Here is a 15,723-nt window from a genome sequence, read left to right as displayed (position 1 = left end):
GTGGAAAAAGAAAGGCCCGCCTGGGCGGGCCTTTCATCTCGGTACGGATACCAGGAAGGGTTATGCGACTTTTACTTCGATGGCCCGCGGCTTAGCCTTTTCCGATTTCGGGATATGCAGATTCAACACCCCGTCTTTGAATTCGGCTTTCACCCCGCTCTCGTTCACTTGGTCCGGCAGTGAGAAGCTCCGGACGAATGTCCCATAGGACCGTTCGATCCGGTGATACTTCGTGGTCTTCTCATCCTTTTCCTGACGGCGTTGCCCTTGAATAGTCAGGACGCCTTCTTCCAGCGTGACTTTCACGTCGTCTTTCTTCACCTCAGGCAACTCTGCCTGGATCACGTATTCCCCGGCGGTTTCGCTGATATCGACGGTCGGCATCCAGTCCGCCACGGTCAACGCTTCCTTCCCGTTGGCTTTGGTTGCAGGACGGGCCACCATCCGATTCAGTCGATCTGACATCTCTTCGAGTTCGCGAAACGGATCCCAACGCATCAGTGCGGTTATGGCATACCTCCATACGGATTATGTGTTGTGTTCGTCGTGCCTGACGCCGGCGCCGCGCCTGTTCTGCTTACAACCACACAGATAATCGCGATGTGCAGGGAGTCAAGGGGGGACGCGCGAAGAGGCTCGATTAGCGTTGGGTCACGGGGGTATAGGGGCGATTGTGTTCCCCCGAGTAAATCTGGTCCGGGCGGAAGAGCTTGTTCTCCCGCAGCTGTTCCAGCCAGTGGGCCAGCCACCCTGACACGCGGGCCATGGCAAAGAGCGGCGTGAACAGATCCGTGTCGATGCTCATCTGGTCGTAGAGGATGCCGGAATAGAAATCGACATTGGGGTAAATGCCTTTCCCCTGCAGGACCTCTCCCGCCGTTCGTTCGACCTCCTGTGCCACGGCATAGAGGGGCGACGGCCCGCCTTCTTTAAAGAGCCGTTCGCAGAGTCCTTGAAGAATCGTGGCGCGAGGATCTTTTACTTTATAGACACGATGGCCGAATCCCATGAGCTTTTGCTTGCCCGCCAGCTTCTGCTTCACGTAGGCCTGCGCGCCTTCGGGGCTGCCGATCTCGCGAAGCATGTGGATCACTTCTTCGTTCGCTCCGCCATGGAGCGGGCCCTTCAGGGCGCCGATCGAGGAGGCAACGACGGTATAAGGATCGGCGAGCGTCGAAGCCGTGACGAGCCCTGTAAAGGTCGACGCGTTCATCGTATGTTCGGCGTGGAGGATGAGACAGTCATCAAAGATGTCTTTCCAGAGCGGATGCGGCGCGCGGTCCGTCAGCATGTACAGAAAGTTCTCGGAGAACTCGAGTGCGTCTTGTGGGGGGATCGGGTCGTTGCCGTGCCGAAGTCTGGCCCAGGCTGCAACGATCGTCGGAAGTTTGGCGATGAGCCGTACTGCCGACCAATAGTTGTTTTCCGCGTCTTTGACCTGACGGCCTGGATAGAACATGCCGAGTGCGGCGACCGCGGCTTGCAGCGCATCCATCGGATGTCCGGTTTCAGGCAGGCACTTCAAGAGGTCGTTGATGCGAAACTTGATGCGGCGGTGATGGGTGATGTCGCTGGTCCAGCGAGCGAGTTCTGTTTGCGTCGGCAGGCGGCCGAAGAGAAGCAGATACGAAGTTTCGAGGAAAGATGACTGGGAACAGAGTGTTTCGATTCTGATGCCGCGGTATTCGAGTATTCCCCGTTGGCCGTCTACGTCGCTGACGGAAGAGGTAGCAGCCGGTACGCCGTCCAGGCCGGGCATGAAATCGTGCGGCATAGTCGATCTCCCTGTTGAATCCGATCCCTCACTTCAAATCATCGTATCATGACCGGACTATCCGAGGGTGGCCATTCTTGAATTGGGAAATGCCGATTGGCATACTGTCGTTGAGTTGTGTGTCGCGCAGGAGGAATGAGGTGCGTTTGTGTTTCGCGTGATGTTGATTTTGGGTTTGTTGGTCCTGGTGCCTGCGGCGATTGTGTTTTGGCGCATGCGGGATCGTGCGGTTGCGGCTCCCCCACCGCCGTCGGTTCCGCAGAAGGTGATCGGCACCAGTACTCTGAATCATGGCGATCCCCGTCAAGAAAATGAGGTGATCGGCGCCAGCATTCTGCATCCTATCGATCCCCGTCCGGGGAAAGGGGTGGATCTATCGCCCAACCGGTCGGAATAGGAGGCCTTGCATGACACAGACTGTGGTCATCGCGGCGGTGGTGCTCATGGGAGTGATCGTGACGGGCGTCGGGAGCGTGCAGGCTCAGGAGGATCAGCTGGCCTACGCGGTGGTGAGCGAAGCGCCCAGAGACAAGTCGAGAATCTCGGCAAAGATTGCGATCGATGGGACCGTCACCGATACCAAACTGCTGGCCTCAGAGGCCATCGTCGGCAATCTGATTTGGAAGAAGCTTGAAATCTGTCATGCGATGCGACTTGAAGGTCAGCGGTCCGGCGAAGGCTTTCGAGTGACCTCGGTTCGGGTGGTCGACGGGAGTATGTTGCCGATGGTCCTGCAGGGGTTTGCCGGCGACTGCTTGCTCAAAAAGGCGTTGGAGATCGCGCCATTGGTCGATTAGCAGGCTGTTGATAAAGTCCACCAGCGGCGTTCTCGCTTCACTCAAGGGCTCAACGTATACAAGAGTCGACTTGAGGCGAAGGGCCTATCCGCTCGCATGTGATCGAAGCGAGCGGGTCAAGCGAAGCTTGGTATGTACCTCCTCGCCTTATCGCTTGCTGCGGCCTTGCTTGCGGAATAGCGCGTCTTGGCGCGCTGGGGTTGGGTGGGTGAGAAGAGCGGCCTTTCTGAACAGCCTGCGGGGGCAACTGTGAGTCTGACTTAGGTCCGGCAGCCCAGGCAGTCGGTGGGTTCGGTTTCAGCGTCTCGCTCGGCAATCGTCAGCGGAAAGAGAATGCCGCATTGGACACAGGGGCGAATTTCAAAGTAGGCCACACCCTTGTCGTCGATTTCCGTCGGCAGGAGAAGTTCCAGCGGATCGTAGCCGATGACGGCGCCATCCGGGAATTTGACCAGAGCGATCCGGTCATTGAAGACCTCGAAGGTGGCTTCCTGGCCTTTTCTGTCCAGCAGGTGGCCTAAGACGAAAACCGGCTGGCCCTTGCGCTTGGTGCGGAGCTCACGAAGTGTGTGCACAGTGCTCGCGGTGCAGGAGAATTGACCAGAAGAACTTGTTCCGACGAGTGGCATAGTATGGTGTGGTGCAGTGAACGTGTAACAACTCGGAATGGTCTACCATAGCAGAAAAAATGGCGTCAAGGCAGGTTTCTTCATAAGGAGCAAAAATGGCCCACATCACGATTTATCATAAGCCGACATGTACCACGTGCCGACAAGCAGTCCTGCTGTTGAAGGACAGCGGGACGCCGTTTACGGCGGTGAATTACTATGAGCAGACGTTTACGAAAGATCAGTTGAAGAAGATTTTGAAACAGGCCGGGCTTTCTCCGAAGGACGTGCTCAGGACGAAAGAGGATATCTACAAGGAACTGGGCCTGGCTAAGAAGGAACTGTCAGAGGAGGCGCTGCTGGATTTGATGGTCAAGCATCCGGACCTGATCCAGCGTCCTCTTGTGGTCAAAGATGACCGGGCGGTTCTGGCCAGACCGGCGGAGACGGTGAAAACCCTTCTGTGAGGGTCAGGGCTCGAATTCACTATAGGCGACGATGCGGCCGGTCTGGTTTGGAGCGGTGTGAGCCGAATTCATCTGAATGGTCCCGCGTCTGAGCATGTTGCCCCCCTCCCCTTTCGCCTCGTAGAGCGCGCGATAGGCGGCTTTTGTCACCACGGTGAGTGAGAGGTGCGGGGCTGTCGGTTCTGCGACGCCAATACTGAGCGTGACGGGAAGCTCGATGTCCGCCGATCCGGATCTGGACGAGCGGCTGCCTTCCCAGACGCGCGTCTGTTTGCGAAGCCGCAGCGTCGTCTGTGCAACGGCTTTGCGAATCTGTTCAAGCGCGGCGAGGGTGTCCATCGCCGTCCTGGAATAGAACACCACGGTAAACTCGTCGCCGGTAAGCCGAAAGACTTTTCCTCTCCCTGCCGCTGCCATGATCTTCGGGGCCACCAGGCGCAGCACTTGTTCCGAGACGGTCTTCCCGTACTGGTTCCGATACTGTGTGAGTTGATCCACCCCGACGATGGCCACCACGTATTTCCCTCCCAGTCTCGCTACCGTTTCGTCGTAGGCCAGGCGGCCAAGGGCGCCGGTCAGGTCATCGCGATAGGTCCGTTGGTGGGACGCATGCACGAGGGAGAGGAAGAGCGTCAGGCCGGCGGCAGCGAAGAAATTTGTGGGGTTCCACCCATACTGGATGCCGTGAGCGGCGAGGAATGTCGTCAAGATCGCCCAGCCCGCTCCGCCGTCGAGCGGGTCGTGATAGAGCAGGAACTTGACGGTCAATAACAACAGGGCACTGGCGAATGCCAGCACGGCCGGTTGTGACAGCGGTGTCCATTCGGAGGTCGAGAGAGGTAGGAGCGGAAGTTGGAACGGAGTGGTCAGCAGGCTGGTCAGATTCGTTTCCCCGGACAGACAGAGCCACAAGACAAGCAGGGGCTGACACAAAATGAGGAGCAGGCTCACGAGTCCTCTCCAGCTCGAGACACTGCCTTCTTTAACCAGCGAGAGCGCGAGCAAGTTCACCGGTGTCAGGAATGTGGCGACGGCAAATAGGACCGGGCCCGGCACTCCGGGGCTCGCATCGGTTGGCGGAAACCAGAAGATTCCACGGTCGAGGCAGACGAGGACCAAGAGGGACAGGATCAGGCGGCTGCTGGAGAGATACCAGCCGAAGACGATGCCGAATCCCAGCACGATGACGGGAAATGCAGAGATCGGTCCCTGGGCCCATGCCGGGAGGCCGTGCGGCCGAAGAAAGCCGATGGCTAAGAGCAGAACGAGTCCTCCGGGAGCGAGCCATTGCCAGGACCGTTTGAACGTTGAGGTGGCCATTCGGGTGTTCTCACAGCATGAACCCGAACAGGAGTGAGCGAGAATCGTACCAGCGGAGGCCGATGTATGGGTGAGGTCCCCTGAAAAACGTCCGTACTTCTGAGGTTTTAGGAGTACGAGAATTGGCGGGACGCCGTCATCCTCTTTCTCAGCTGGTGACAGCCATCAGGCTGTTCTGAATTGGACGCCGCGGCAGGTCTGAGGCGTTCAGCCTAAGACCAGGTGAGCCTTCCCGAGGTCGAGTCGATTTTTACGGCGACCTCCCCATTCAACACTTGGAGCAACAGATTTCCCAGCAGGGTTCTCCGCCAGCCTCGCAACAGAGGAAGATCAGGCGTGGTGCCCTGAGCCCGCGCGTCGACCAGCGCCTGAATATCGGCAGTCGTCGCGAGCAAGGTGGGGGCGATTTCCTGATCGGCGGATTGGGCCTTCATCACGGCTTGAAGTAACTCCACCAATCCGGTCGATTCCGGTTCAGGCTTGCGGTCCTTGGGGACCTCCGGCCAGGCGGAAGCGGGAAGCGCGTTGGCGGCGTGAATCGTTTTCAGGATCGTCTCGCCGTGCCGGTCTGCTTCCGACCCATGGAGCCCGCGTACGGCGCGCAATTCATCGACCGATCGTGGCGGATGACGGGCGAGCTGCAGGAGGACTTCGTCTCGCATGACGCGGCCGCGGGGCACATTGCGGCGTTTGGCTTCGCTCTCGCGCCAGGCGGCCAGTTCTCGCAAGACGGCGGCAGACTTCGGTTTCAAGCTATCCCAACCGCGGATACGCTGGTAACGCTCTTGCGGCTCGCGGCGTGTATCGCCGACGACCGTTTCCAGTCTGGAAAATTCTTCGTTCGCCCATTCGCTTCGCCCGAGTTTGTCGAGGCGCGTGCGCAGATGGTCGTGAATGGCCAGCAGGAATTCCACATCCTCCAGGGCATAGGCCAGTTGATCGGGCGACAGCGGCCGCGCGCTCCAATTGGTGAAGGTGTGGGCCTTCGCGAGCTTTCTCCCGTGGACGCGCAAGACCAGGTTGGCATAGGCGACTTGCGCGCCGTACCCCACCATGGCGGCGGCGATTTGAGTGTCGAAAAACGGCTTGGGAATCGTGCCTGCGTGGGTGGCAAAGAGATCGAGGTCCTGCCGGCCGGCATGGACGATTTTCTCCACGTCCGGATTGCGAACGATGTCCCAGAACGGTTGAAGTGCCGAAGACTGCTGGATCGCCGGAAAGTCGATGATGGCGGATTGGCTTTCGGTGGCCACCTGAATCAGTTCAAGGCGCGGGACAAAACTTTCCTCTCCCACGAATTCCGTGTCGAGGGCCAGGCGCGAGGCGGTGGCCAGGTGATCGCACAAACGTTCAAGCCCGTCTGCGGTCGTAATATATTGTTGTGAGTCCACGTAGATGTCCTCTCCTACTCGGTCGGACGATAGGGGTGATCGGCTTGGGGCATCGGTTCGACGTTGCTCAAGCTCAGATATTCCTTCAGGAACTGATAGGCCTCCAGCATTCGGCGTAATGCCGGCTCGGAACTTCGATCGCCGTGGTTCGAATCGGGATGGAGCTGCTTCGCTTTCTGTCTGAATGCGGCGGTGACATCCGCGAGGGAACTGCCGAACTCGACGCCCATGATCGCATAAGCGTCCATCGCGTTGTTGACGCCGGTGCCGCCTTGGGAAAGATCCCCGCTCCCGCTGGCGGCTTTCAGCATGTCGGCGAGGCTGACCTTCTTGCGCCGCCGCCGCGGCCGTTCTCGAATCTCACTGTCGAACTCATCCCAGCGGTCTTCGACAAATTCGAGACGAGATTCAAGGCGCATGGCGCCGGAGAGATCGCGGACGACGCCGAGCTCATCGTCGATCTCAATCAGCGACCGAATGACTTCTTCCAGCCCTTGTTCGACCCGGAAGAAACTATCGACGCGCGATTCCATCATGGTATCGACGGCGAGTTCGAGGCTGGTTTCGGTCTTGAGACGCAGCGAATCGATCCGCTGGCGCATTCCCTGCTGAAACTTGATGAATTTGCTTTGTGTAAAGGGCATGGTCGGCCGGTCTACCGGCCGCGGCATTGTAGCACAGTGTGATTCCCGGCCAGTAGAGGGTCCTTCCGGCTCGCGACCGGGTCTCTGTGCGCTGAAGAGGAAGAAGCGAGAGTACGGCCTATTTGGTGAAGGAGTCAGTCGTTCCCTGGGCTCGTCTGCGCGCCACGCCGCTGTCGCGTGCGGCGGCTGCCACAGCCCGGGCGACCTGGGGGACGACGGTTTTATCGAAGAGGCTGGGAATGATGTAGTCCTCGCTGAGCGCGCTTTTAGGAATCACGTCGGCAATCGCCTTGGCGGCGGCCAGTTTCATGGCCTCATTGATCTGGCTGGCTTGAACGTCGAGTGCCCCGCGGAAGAGGCCGGGGAAGGCCAGCGCGTTATTGATCTGATTGGGGAAATCGGATCGCCCGGTGGCAAAGATTCGACAATGGGAGGCGGCGAGTTCCGGCGATACTTCCGGATCCGGGTTCGCCATGGCAAAGACGATACGATCGGGAGCCATCAGCTCAAGGTCTTCGGCGGTCAGAATATTGCCGACCGAGAGCCCGATAAAGACGTCGGCGCCTCTCAGCGCATCGCGCAACGTTCCCGTCGGTGCTTCACGGGTCAGGCAGGTCGCCAGGTCGGTCCGACAGGCACGGAGTTCTTCCGGGTTGCCGGACAGGATAATGCCTTCTTTGTCGCACCCCAGCAGATGCGAGACGCCGGCCGCCAATAACATCCGGCAGCAGGCCGTGCCGGCGGCGCCCAGGCCGTTGACGACGACGCGGATCTCTTCGATCCGTTTTCCTGTGACGAGCAGCGCGTTGGTCAGGGCGGCGAGAATCACGACCGCCGTGCCGTGCTGATCGTCGTGCATCACCGGGATTTCGAGCGACGCCTTCAAGCGGCGCTCGATGTCAAAGCAGCGGGGCGCACCGATGTCTTCCAGATTGATCGCGCCGAATCCCGGCGCAATGCCTTGGACAATGCGGACGATCTCGTCCGGATCCTGCGTATTCAGGCACAGCGGCCAGGCGTCGATCCCGGCCAGTTCCTTGAACAGCATCACTTTGCCTTCCATCACCGGCAAGGCCGCTTCGGGGCCGAGGTTCCCGAGTCCCAACACGGCGGACCCATCCGTCACGACCGCGACGCTATTACTCTTGCTCGTGAACGCATAGACCTTGGACTTATCCCGTGCAATGGCCTGGGAGACTCGCCCGACCCCCGGGGTGTAGACCATCGAGAGGACGTTTCTGGTGTTGATCGGGATTTTGCCTTCGACGCGAATCTTGCCGCCGAGGTGGAGGAGAAATATCCGGTCGGAGGCCGACAGCACGGTCACGTCAGGCAGGGCGCTCAGCCGGGCCAACACCTTCTCGCCATGGGCTTCATTGTGCACATCGAAAGTAACATCCCGAACCATTTGGATTTTGGTCGCTGAGACAATATCGACGGCGCCGAGATTGGCCCCCTCATCGGCCAGCAAGGCGGCCACGCGGGCGAAAATTCCGGGTGTATTGGCCAGTTCCAGTCTGACGGTGAGCCGATAGTTGGAATAGGGGCCGATTTCAGCCATCGAGGCACCTCCGTGAAGTCTCATTGGATAGCCTATCACATCTATTGTTGGACCTCGGAGGGTAAGGCTCATTCGGCCGGCAGTGGACCGGGGGTGACGCGCTCATTTTTTTGACCGAAGGAGTTGACTTTCTCCATATCTTTGGAATACCGTGCACGAAATTTGCCTGATCGTGACAGGCACTCATTCCAAACTTTCAAAACCTTTCAGGGGGAGAACAGTTATGAAGAGCATGTTGATGGCAGTCATGGCAGTCGCAATTGCAGTGACGTTCAGCGCGCCTTCCTTCGCCGGCGAAGAGAAGAAGAAGGAAGAGAAGAAGGGCGGTCACTGATCGACAGACACCATTGAGGTGTCGTCCATGTGTGCCTCCGACTGAATATGTCAAAAGGCCTACGATCTTCATGGTCGTAGGCCTTTTTTCTTTCCCGCGACGTTGACCCTCCTCAAGCGGCGATGCTACGGTGCAATCATGTCATCCACATCTGATCGCCGGCCGAATCGCCTGCATACCGAGACCAGTCCCTATCTTCTGCAGCATGCCTCCAACCCGGTGGATTGGTATCCCTGGGGCCCGGAGGCGCTGACCGCCGCCAGGTCATTGAACAAACCGATCCTCTTGTCGATCGGCTACTCGGCCTGCCACTGGTGCCATGTGATGGAGCGGGAGTCGTTTGAAAACGAGGCGATTGCCGCCGTCATGAATCGCTACTTTATCTGTATCAAAGTGGACCGGGAGGAACGGCCGGATCTCGATGAGATCTACATGGCGGCCACGGTGGCCATGAACAACGGTCAGGGCGGCTGGCCGATGACCGTATTTCTCACGCCGGATCAAGAGCCATTTTTTGCCGGCACCTATTTCCCTCCGGAAGACCGCTGGGGCCGGCCCGGGTTCGGCACGTTGCTGAAGAAGATCGCCGACTACTGGGAGAAGGATGCGGCGGGTGTGCGGACGCAAGCGAAAGACATGACGGAGCGGTTAAAGGGCGAAGGCCGGATCCCCTCCCCGATTTCTGTGAGTGCATCCGTGTTGGATGACGCCGTCACGCAATTCACAGAAGATTTCGATAAGACCTATGGCGGGTTCGGCGGAGCCCCGAAGTTCCCTCCGGCGGCCGGCCTGTCGTTGTTGCTGCGGTGCTATCGGCGAACCGGCGACGCGCACACGTTGGCGATGGTGACGAAGACGCTCGATATGATGGCGGCAGGGGGCATCTATGACCACATCGGCGGCGGATTTGCCCGCTATTCCACCGATGCGCGCTGGCTCGTGCCTCACTTTGAAAAGATGCTCTACGACAATGCGCTGTTGGCCCGCGTCTATGTTGAAGCCTACCAGCTCACCAAGAATCCGGACTATCGGCGCGTGGCCTGCGAGGTGTTGGACTATGTGCTGAGAGAAATGACCGGGCCGACCGGCGGGTTCTATTCCGCGACCGATGCGGACTCCGAAGGTGTCGAAGGGAAATTCTTCGTGTGGCAACCGGCTGAGGTGCGAGCCGCAGCGGGGAATCCGGAAGACGCCCGGCGATATTGCGCGCTCTTCGACATTACGGAGAAAGGCAATTGGGAGCATGCCAGTATTCCGAATCGCCTGCGGCCTTTGTCCGAGGTCGCGATGGAACTCAATCTGACCAGCGACGAGTTGTCGGAGACCGCTGCCCGGGTAACTCCCCTCCTCTATCGCGCGCGCCTGCAACGTGTGCCTCCCGGCCTCGACGATAAAATTCTGACGGCATGGAACGGCATGATGTTGTCGGCGATGGCGGAAGCGGCCCGGGTGTTCGGCGACGCGCGTTATCGCGACGCGGCGATGCAAACGGCTGACTTTCTCCTGAAGACGCATGTGCGCTCCGATGGACGGCTTCTGCGGACGTCGCGCGCAGGCCGGGCTCATCTCGAAGCGTATTTGGAAGATTACGCCTATCTGGCCGAAGGACTGATCGATCTCTACGAGGCCGGGGCTTCCGAGAGCTACCTGCGGGCAGCTGCAGGATTGGCTGATCGGCTCCTGTCCGATTTTATCGATGGCGAAAACGGGGGATTTTTCACCACGGCGAAACACCACGAGGCGCTCATTCTTCGCAGCCGTGAAGGTGCCGATGGGGCGACACCCAGCGGGAATGCCGTGGCGGCGTCGGCCTTGGCACGGTTGGCGTGCCATTTCGACCGGCAGGATTGGCGAGATGCGGCGGTCGGCGCGATCCGGGCCTACGGGAGACAGATCACGCGTTATCCCCGCGCCTTTGCGAAAAGTCTGGCGGTGGTCGATTTCCTGACCGACGGTCCGGTGGAATTAGCCTTCGTCGGCGATAGTCAGCCTGCCGCTACGCGGGCACTCTATCGAGCGGTGGCGGAGGTCTATCTCCCCAATCGGATCATCGCGTGGACCGAGTCGAACGCGGGCTCCGTGCTCCCCTTACTGCGAGGAAAGTCGGTCGTTGCCGGGCAGCCTGCTTTGTATATCTGTCGAAACTTCAGCTGTCAGAGCCCCGTCACTGATCCGCAAGCCGTAGCCGAGGCGCTCCGCGTCCATCGGTCTGGGGCCGGCACAGCCGCCGATCGAACGGAGACGTTGCTGCGCGGCGCGCAGCTCTCCGGTCATGCGACGGTGCAAGGCACGGCGGCCTATGCGGCAAACATGGTGGGGGTGTCCCCGTCCGGTTCTCTCGCCCATGGATACACGGCCGGGGGATCGACCGGGCTCACGGTGTCCCGGCTGGGGTTTGGCACATACCGCGTCGATACCAAAACTCCTGAGCATCGGCAGGCCTTCAAGGAGGCCGTGGCGGCGGGCTGCAATCTCATCGACACGTCGACCAATTATATGGACGGGGACAGCGAACGTCTCGTGGGTGGGGTGTTGTCCGAGCTCGTGAAAGCGGGGCAACTGGCGCGGGAACAGGTCGTGGTCGTCTCCAAAATCGGCTACGTCCAGAGCCAGAATCTGAAGGTTGCGGAGGCCCGGGAGAAATCCGGCCGCCCCTACCCTGACATGGTCAAGTACGGAGACGGGATTTGGCACTGCCTCCACCCGGAATTCCTGGCCGATCAACTCGCGCTGTCGCTCGATCGATTGGAGCTTGCGACGCTCGATGTGTGCTTGCTGCACAATCCGGAATACTTTTTGTCGGAAGCCGCACATCGGAAGGAACGCGATGTGGTGGCCGTGCGCGAGGCCTTCTATGACCGGCTGCAACGCGCGTTCGTGTATTTCGAAACGCAAGTCGCGGCCGGCCGGCTGCAATACTACGGGGTCTCGTCGAATACGGTGACCGCGTCTGCCGATCATCCCGAAGCCACCTCGCTGAGTCGCATGCTCGATGCGGCGAGCGCCGCAGCGCGCGAGGTGAATCAGTCGGCGCATCATTTCCGCTGGTTGCAGTGTCCGATGAATCTCTTCGAGTCCGGTGCGCTGCTGACGGCAAATACCGGAGCCGGCGGCGTCCAGACGGTGCTCGATCTGGCCCGGCGGGAAGGGGTTGCCGTGCTGGTGAATCGTCCGCTCAACGCGATGCCCGGCCAAGGCGGAGGGATCCTTCGTCTTGCCGACTTCCCCTTGGAGGATCAGCCGGTGGATTTTGCCCGGCAACGGGAGCGCGTGGCCGCACTGGAGGAGGAGTATCGCCGCACGATTGCGCCGTCGGTTCCGCAGAGCGGCCAGGGCACAGCCCCGGCTGAATTTTTCAATTGGGCGCACGAGTTGGACCGCGTCAGGCCTCAGCTGCAAGGATTGGAACATTGGGAACAGATCGAACACCAGATGATTGCGCCGCACGTGAATCAGGTAATGCAAGCCTTGTCGCGGACGCTTACGGCGGCGGAGCAATGGGAGGCCTGGCGTGACCGGTATGTGCCTGAATTGCTGACATTGCTGCGGGGATTGCGGCGCGAAGCCACGGAGCGGAGTCGTCGACGGACCGCGGCGGTGGCGAGCGCGCTTGATGCGGCGCTTCCGCAGGGGCGGCGATCCGAATCCCTCTCTCGAAAAGCGCTCTGGGTGTTGACCAGCACGCCAGGCGTCACGAGCGTGCTGAACGGCATGCGGACGCCGGCCTATGTCGAAGACTCAGTAGCGGTACTGCATTGGCCCGCGCTGGAGTCGGTGCGAACGGCCTATGAGATCGCCAAGACTATCGCCTTTCCTAAAGACTTGGGGTAATCTCCCTACAGGCTGTTGAGAAAGTCCATCACCGGCGTTCCCTGCCTTCGCCGAAGCGCCTCGTCTCTGCGCTTGCGGCGGCCTTGCCGGACGGGTTTTCTGAACAGCGTGCGGAAGAATACGAATGGAAGGAGGCGATCTTATGTACACGCCATTACATCGACTCATACCGGGCTGCCTTGCACTGTTGCTGACCATTGGCGCATCGGGGTGCGCCACCAAGTCTGTCTACGGGACAGGCGATGAATTGATTGCCAGTGAAGAGCGGATTCCCGAACCGGCCATCCGCGAGCGCACTCCGCGCGAGCCGGGCACTCCGGTCACGCGCACGAGTCCCGGCATGCGCGCCGAGCTATCCGCCAGAAATGCGACCGGCGCCGAACGTAGCATCCTCCCGGATGTTTTATTTGACTTTGATCGAGCCACGCTCCGGCTCGATGCCTTGCCGATTTTAGATGCCAATGCGAAAAAACTGACGGACGAGGGGACCAAGCGGGTTCTCCTCGAAGGGCGCGGGGATGAAATGGGGACCTCTGCCTACAACTTGGTCCTGGGTGAGCGTCGGGCGAAGGCGGTGCGTTCCTATCTCAAGCAGCTGGGGCTCGACATCGACTTGCGCACGACCAGTTACGGGAAAGATCGTCCGCTCTGTTTTGAGCATCAGCAGGAATGCTGGCAGAAAAACCGCAGTGTCCACTTTGTGGTGAAAGAGTAGTTTCGCACAGGCGCGTTGTTCGGCCATCCCGTCTGGTCCATCCGCAATCTCTGATGTCATGTGATGGCGCAGGGAATCCTGTCGTCGAACCTGCCACGCTTTTGTGCGTCCTGAGGGGCTCTTCCATGGCCAAACTTGCCGTCATTGATATCGGAACCAACTCCATTCATATGGTGCTGGCTGAAATACTGCCCGACGCCAGTTACAAGATTCTGGACCGATTCAAAGACATGACCCGGTTGGGCAATGGGGCCTTCGCCGCGAAGCGACTCTCCGATGAAGCCATCGGCCGCGGGGTCGGTGTGTTGAAGACGCTGGTGACATTGGCGAAGAACAAGGGGTTTGAGCGGATTACCGCCGTGGCGACCAGCGCCGTGCGTGAGGTGAAGAACGGAGGCGATTTCGTCGATCTGGTCGAGGAACAGACCGGCATCAAGATTCGCGTGATCAGTGGGATTGAAGAAGCCCGGCTGATTTTTCTCGGCGTCCGTCACAGCATGGCGTTATCTCAAAAGCCGACGCTGGTGGTGGATGTGGGCGGGGGATCGGTTGAGCTCATCGTCGGGACGCGCGACGGGTTACAACATGCCAAGAGCCTGAGGCTCGGCGCGATTCGCATGTCCGATCAATATGTGACGAAAACCCCGCCCACCGAAGCCATGGTCAAGCAGTTGAACGAGGCCGTCTCGATGGCCTTGAAGGGTGCTCTCGATACATTCAAGGCGAAAAAGTTCGAGGCCGTGGTCGCCACGTCCGGCATGGCCGGCAATGTGGCGGAGATTGTCCATATGCGACAGACCGGCCGGCCGTTGCCGCAGCTTAACTTGGCGAAGGTGCGGCTGAAAGATCTGCGACTGGTCGAGGCCGAACTCAGCAAGTCGTCCGTCAAAGCGCGATTGGGCATTCCCGGGCTCGATCCGAAACGGGTGGATACGCTGTTTCCCGCGGTGGTGGTCTTGCGTCGTCTGTTGGAATTATCCGGCGCCGACGAGATGACGATCTGCGATAAGGCCATTCGTGAAGGGGTGATCTACGATTTCATCGACCGGCATCGCGACGGGCTGAAGGCGGAGCGCGAGATTCCGGATGTCCGGCGACGCAATGTGATCGGATTGGCGCGACGTTGCCAAGTCCCCGAGGTGCATTCCCTGCACGTGGCCGGTCTGGCGCTGAAGCTGTTCGATCAAACGAAGCGCTTGCACCAGCTGGGTGACGTGGAGCGCAGCTGGCTGGAGTATGCCGCGGTGTTGCATGATATCGGCTATCTGATCAATCCGAGGCAGCATCATAAACATGCCTACTATCTGATCAAGAACAGCGACATCGGCGGATTGACGGCGGAAGAAATCGAAGTCGTGGCCAACATTGCGCGCTATCACCGCCGGTCCATGCCGGCAGCCAAGCACGAGGGCTATGCCGATTTGTCCGTGAAGCTCAAACGGACGGTCCGGATCCTGTCGGCCCTTCTGCGGGTGGCCGATGCGTTGGACCGGACGCATTTCTCTGCCGTGCAGACGGTGGATGTGAAGATCGCCCCGACCTTGTTGACGATCGTGGCCACGGTCAGCGGCGATGCGGCGATGGAGATCTGGTCGGCCTCGCAGCGGACGGATTTGCTTGAGCAGGTTTTTCGACGGCGCGTGCAGTTTAGCGAAGTGCCGCAGGAAGCAGAGAAGTCATGACGGGAGCCTTTTCCTCTCGCCAAGGGTCTTCGAGAACGCAGCCGGCCTGACCGCGCTGTCCGGATCATTCTTTATCCTTCTCCTTCTTGAAGTGTCCCAGCGCGCGGAGCTGTGTCGGGGTGCACCACCAATGGAGCAGCCCCTCCCCTGCTCGCGCCGGCCCGGGCAGATGAATCATTCCAGCCCCGGCCTTCTTCATCGGATAATTCCGTGACGCCTCCCCGCTGAGCAGATAACCGCCCATTGCCCCCAGCAGCGGTTCGTGTCCGACACAGAGGACGACGGCGCGATCCGGAAGCGTCCGAAGGAAGGTCGTCAGGAATTGAGGCGTGGATCCCGGTTCCAAGGCCTTGCACAAGGATATCGTGAGGGAAGGACAGAGAATGGCATTGACGATCGCGGCGGTTTCCCTGGCCCTGGTGAGGGGGCTGGTGAAGAGGTGCGTGGGCGCGAGTCCCATTGCGGCGAGGCCTTTGGCCGCCTGGCGGACTTTCTTCTTGCCTTCATCGGTCAAGGGACGGGTCTCGTCAAGGTCGGACCATTCCGCCGTTTCGACAGCGATGCCATGCCGCATCAACAGACAATCCATGCACGAACCT

The 15,723-nt window shown here is 59.8% G+C and carries 14 protein-coding genes; 6 read left to right on the top strand and 8 right to left on the bottom strand.

All coding sequences use genetic code 11. The features are described 5' to 3' along the window. Nucleotides 1–60 precede the first annotated feature (60 nt). Nucleotides 61–498, bottom strand: coding sequence for an Hsp20/alpha crystallin family protein (locus tag Q8N04_10075; protein ID MDP3091016.1), 438 nt, complete (start codon nucleotides 496–498; stop codon nucleotides 61–63). 142 nt (nucleotides 499–640) lie between these two features. Continuing rightward, complete coding sequence (locus Q8N04_10070; protein ID MDP3091015.1) at nucleotides 641–1,774, bottom strand: citrate synthase; 1,134 nt, start codon at nucleotides 1,772–1,774, stop codon at nucleotides 641–643. Nucleotides 1,775–1,922: 148 nt separating this feature from the next. Between Q8N04_10070 and Q8N04_10065 the strand changes: the two genes are divergently transcribed. Both Q8N04_10065 and Q8N04_10060 read left to right on the top strand, forming a co-directional pair. Then, nucleotides 1,923–2,171 carry a hypothetical protein gene (locus Q8N04_10065; protein ID MDP3091014.1) on the top strand — a complete coding sequence of 83 codons (249 nt, stop codon included), beginning with the start codon at nucleotides 1,923–1,925 and terminating at the stop codon, nucleotides 2,169–2,171. Between the two features lie 10 nt (nucleotides 2,172–2,181). After that, complete coding sequence (locus tag Q8N04_10060) at nucleotides 2,182–2,571, top strand: hypothetical protein (GenBank protein ID MDP3091013.1); 390 nt, start codon at nucleotides 2,182–2,184, stop codon at nucleotides 2,569–2,571. 260 nt (nucleotides 2,572–2,831) lie between these two features. On the opposite strand, the gene Q8N04_10055 is transcribed toward Q8N04_10060, so the two are convergent. Beyond that, complete coding sequence (locus Q8N04_10055; GenBank protein ID MDP3091012.1) at nucleotides 2,832–3,146, bottom strand: hypothetical protein; 315 nt, start codon at nucleotides 3,144–3,146, stop codon at nucleotides 2,832–2,834. Between the two features lie 149 nt (nucleotides 3,147–3,295). Here Q8N04_10055 and arsC point away from each other — a divergent pair, with 149 nt between their 5' ends. Then, nucleotides 3,296–3,646: an arsenate reductase (glutaredoxin) gene (gene arsC, locus Q8N04_10050; protein MDP3091011.1), complete on the top strand. Its 351-nt coding sequence runs from the start codon at nucleotides 3,296–3,298 to the stop codon at nucleotides 3,644–3,646. Between the two features lie 3 nt (nucleotides 3,647–3,649). On the opposite strand, the gene Q8N04_10045 is transcribed toward arsC, so the two are convergent. From Q8N04_10045 to Q8N04_10030, 4 genes are all read right to left on the bottom strand, one after another. Continuing rightward, nucleotides 3,650–4,966 (bottom strand): GGDEF domain-containing protein, encoded by a 1,317-nt coding sequence (locus tag Q8N04_10045; protein MDP3091010.1) that lies wholly within the window; start codon nucleotides 4,964–4,966, stop codon nucleotides 3,650–3,652. A gap of 212 nt (nucleotides 4,967–5,178) precedes the next feature. After that, nucleotides 5,179–6,357 carry a ribonuclease D gene (rnd, locus tag Q8N04_10040; protein ID MDP3091009.1) on the bottom strand — a complete coding sequence of 393 codons (1,179 nt, stop codon included), beginning with the start codon at nucleotides 6,355–6,357 and terminating at the stop codon, nucleotides 5,179–5,181. A gap of 14 nt (nucleotides 6,358–6,371) precedes the next feature. After that, nucleotides 6,372–7,028 (bottom strand): J domain-containing protein, encoded by a 657-nt coding sequence (locus Q8N04_10035; protein ID MDP3091008.1) that lies wholly within the window; start codon nucleotides 7,026–7,028, stop codon nucleotides 6,372–6,374. A 91-nt stretch (nucleotides 7,029–7,119) separates the two neighbouring features. Continuing rightward, nucleotides 7,120–8,562 (bottom strand): NAD-dependent malic enzyme, encoded by a 1,443-nt coding sequence (locus Q8N04_10030; protein MDP3091007.1) that lies wholly within the window; start codon nucleotides 8,560–8,562, stop codon nucleotides 7,120–7,122. 472 nt (nucleotides 8,563–9,034) lie between these two features. On the opposite strand from Q8N04_10030, the gene Q8N04_10025 reads away from it, so the two are divergent. The 3 genes from Q8N04_10025 to Q8N04_10015 all read left to right on the top strand — a co-directional run bounded on the left by Q8N04_10025 (nucleotide 9,035) and on the right by Q8N04_10015 (nucleotide 15,124). Further along, nucleotides 9,035–12,727 (top strand): aldo/keto reductase, encoded by a 3,693-nt coding sequence (locus tag Q8N04_10025; protein MDP3091006.1) that lies wholly within the window; start codon nucleotides 9,035–9,037, stop codon nucleotides 12,725–12,727. A gap of 142 nt (nucleotides 12,728–12,869) precedes the next feature. Then, nucleotides 12,870–13,442, top strand: coding sequence for an OmpA family protein (locus Q8N04_10020; GenBank protein MDP3091005.1), 573 nt, complete (start codon nucleotides 12,870–12,872; stop codon nucleotides 13,440–13,442). A gap of 125 nt (nucleotides 13,443–13,567) precedes the next feature. Further along, nucleotides 13,568–15,124, top strand: a complete 1,557-nt coding sequence (locus Q8N04_10015; GenBank protein MDP3091004.1) for a Ppx/GppA phosphatase family protein — start codon at nucleotides 13,568–13,570, stop codon at nucleotides 15,122–15,124. A gap of 64 nt (nucleotides 15,125–15,188) precedes the next feature. Here the strand turns inward: Q8N04_10015 and sixA are convergent, their stop codons facing one another. Next, nucleotides 15,189–15,713: a phosphohistidine phosphatase SixA gene (gene sixA, locus Q8N04_10010; protein MDP3091003.1), complete on the bottom strand. Its 525-nt coding sequence runs from the start codon at nucleotides 15,711–15,713 to the stop codon at nucleotides 15,189–15,191. Nucleotides 15,714–15,723 lie beyond the last annotated feature (10 nt).

The organism is Nitrospira sp., from assembly GCA_030692565.1.
GTDB lineage: Bacteria > Nitrospirota > Nitrospiria > Nitrospirales > Nitrospiraceae > Nitrospira_D.
Note: the sequence above shows the minus strand (reverse complement) of the source record. Positions and strands in the feature narration are given on the sequence as shown.

Coding starts and splice junctions, on each gene's coding strand:
- Q8N04_10075 (MDP3091016.1), bottom strand. CDS start 498: ATGCGTTGGGATCCGTTTCGCGAACTCGAAGAGATGTCAGATCGACTG.
- Q8N04_10070 (MDP3091015.1), bottom strand. CDS start 1,774: ATGCCGCACGATTTCATGCCCGGCCTGGACGGCGTACCGGCTGCTACC.
- Q8N04_10060 (MDP3091013.1), top strand. CDS start 2,182: ATGACACAGACTGTGGTCATCGCGGCGGTGGTGCTCATGGGAGTGATC.
- arsC (MDP3091011.1), top strand. CDS start 3,296: ATGGCCCACATCACGATTTATCATAAGCCGACATGTACCACGTGCCGA.
- Q8N04_10045 (MDP3091010.1), bottom strand. CDS start 4,966: ATGGCCACCTCAACGTTCAAACGGTCCTGGCAATGGCTCGCTCCCGGA.
- Q8N04_10035 (MDP3091008.1), bottom strand. CDS start 7,028: ATGCCGCGGCCGGTAGACCGGCCGACCATGCCCTTTACACAAAGCAAA.
- Q8N04_10030 (MDP3091007.1), bottom strand. CDS start 8,562: ATGGCTGAAATCGGCCCCTATTCCAACTATCGGCTCACCGTCAGACTG.
- Q8N04_10025 (MDP3091006.1), top strand. CDS start 9,035: ATGTCATCCACATCTGATCGCCGGCCGAATCGCCTGCATACCGAGACC.
- Q8N04_10020 (MDP3091005.1), top strand. CDS start 12,870: ATGTACACGCCATTACATCGACTCATACCGGGCTGCCTTGCACTGTTG.
- Q8N04_10015 (MDP3091004.1), top strand. CDS start 13,568: ATGGCCAAACTTGCCGTCATTGATATCGGAACCAACTCCATTCATATG.
- sixA (MDP3091003.1), bottom strand. CDS start 15,713: ATGGATTGTCTGTTGATGCGGCATGGCATCGCTGTCGAAACGGCGGAA.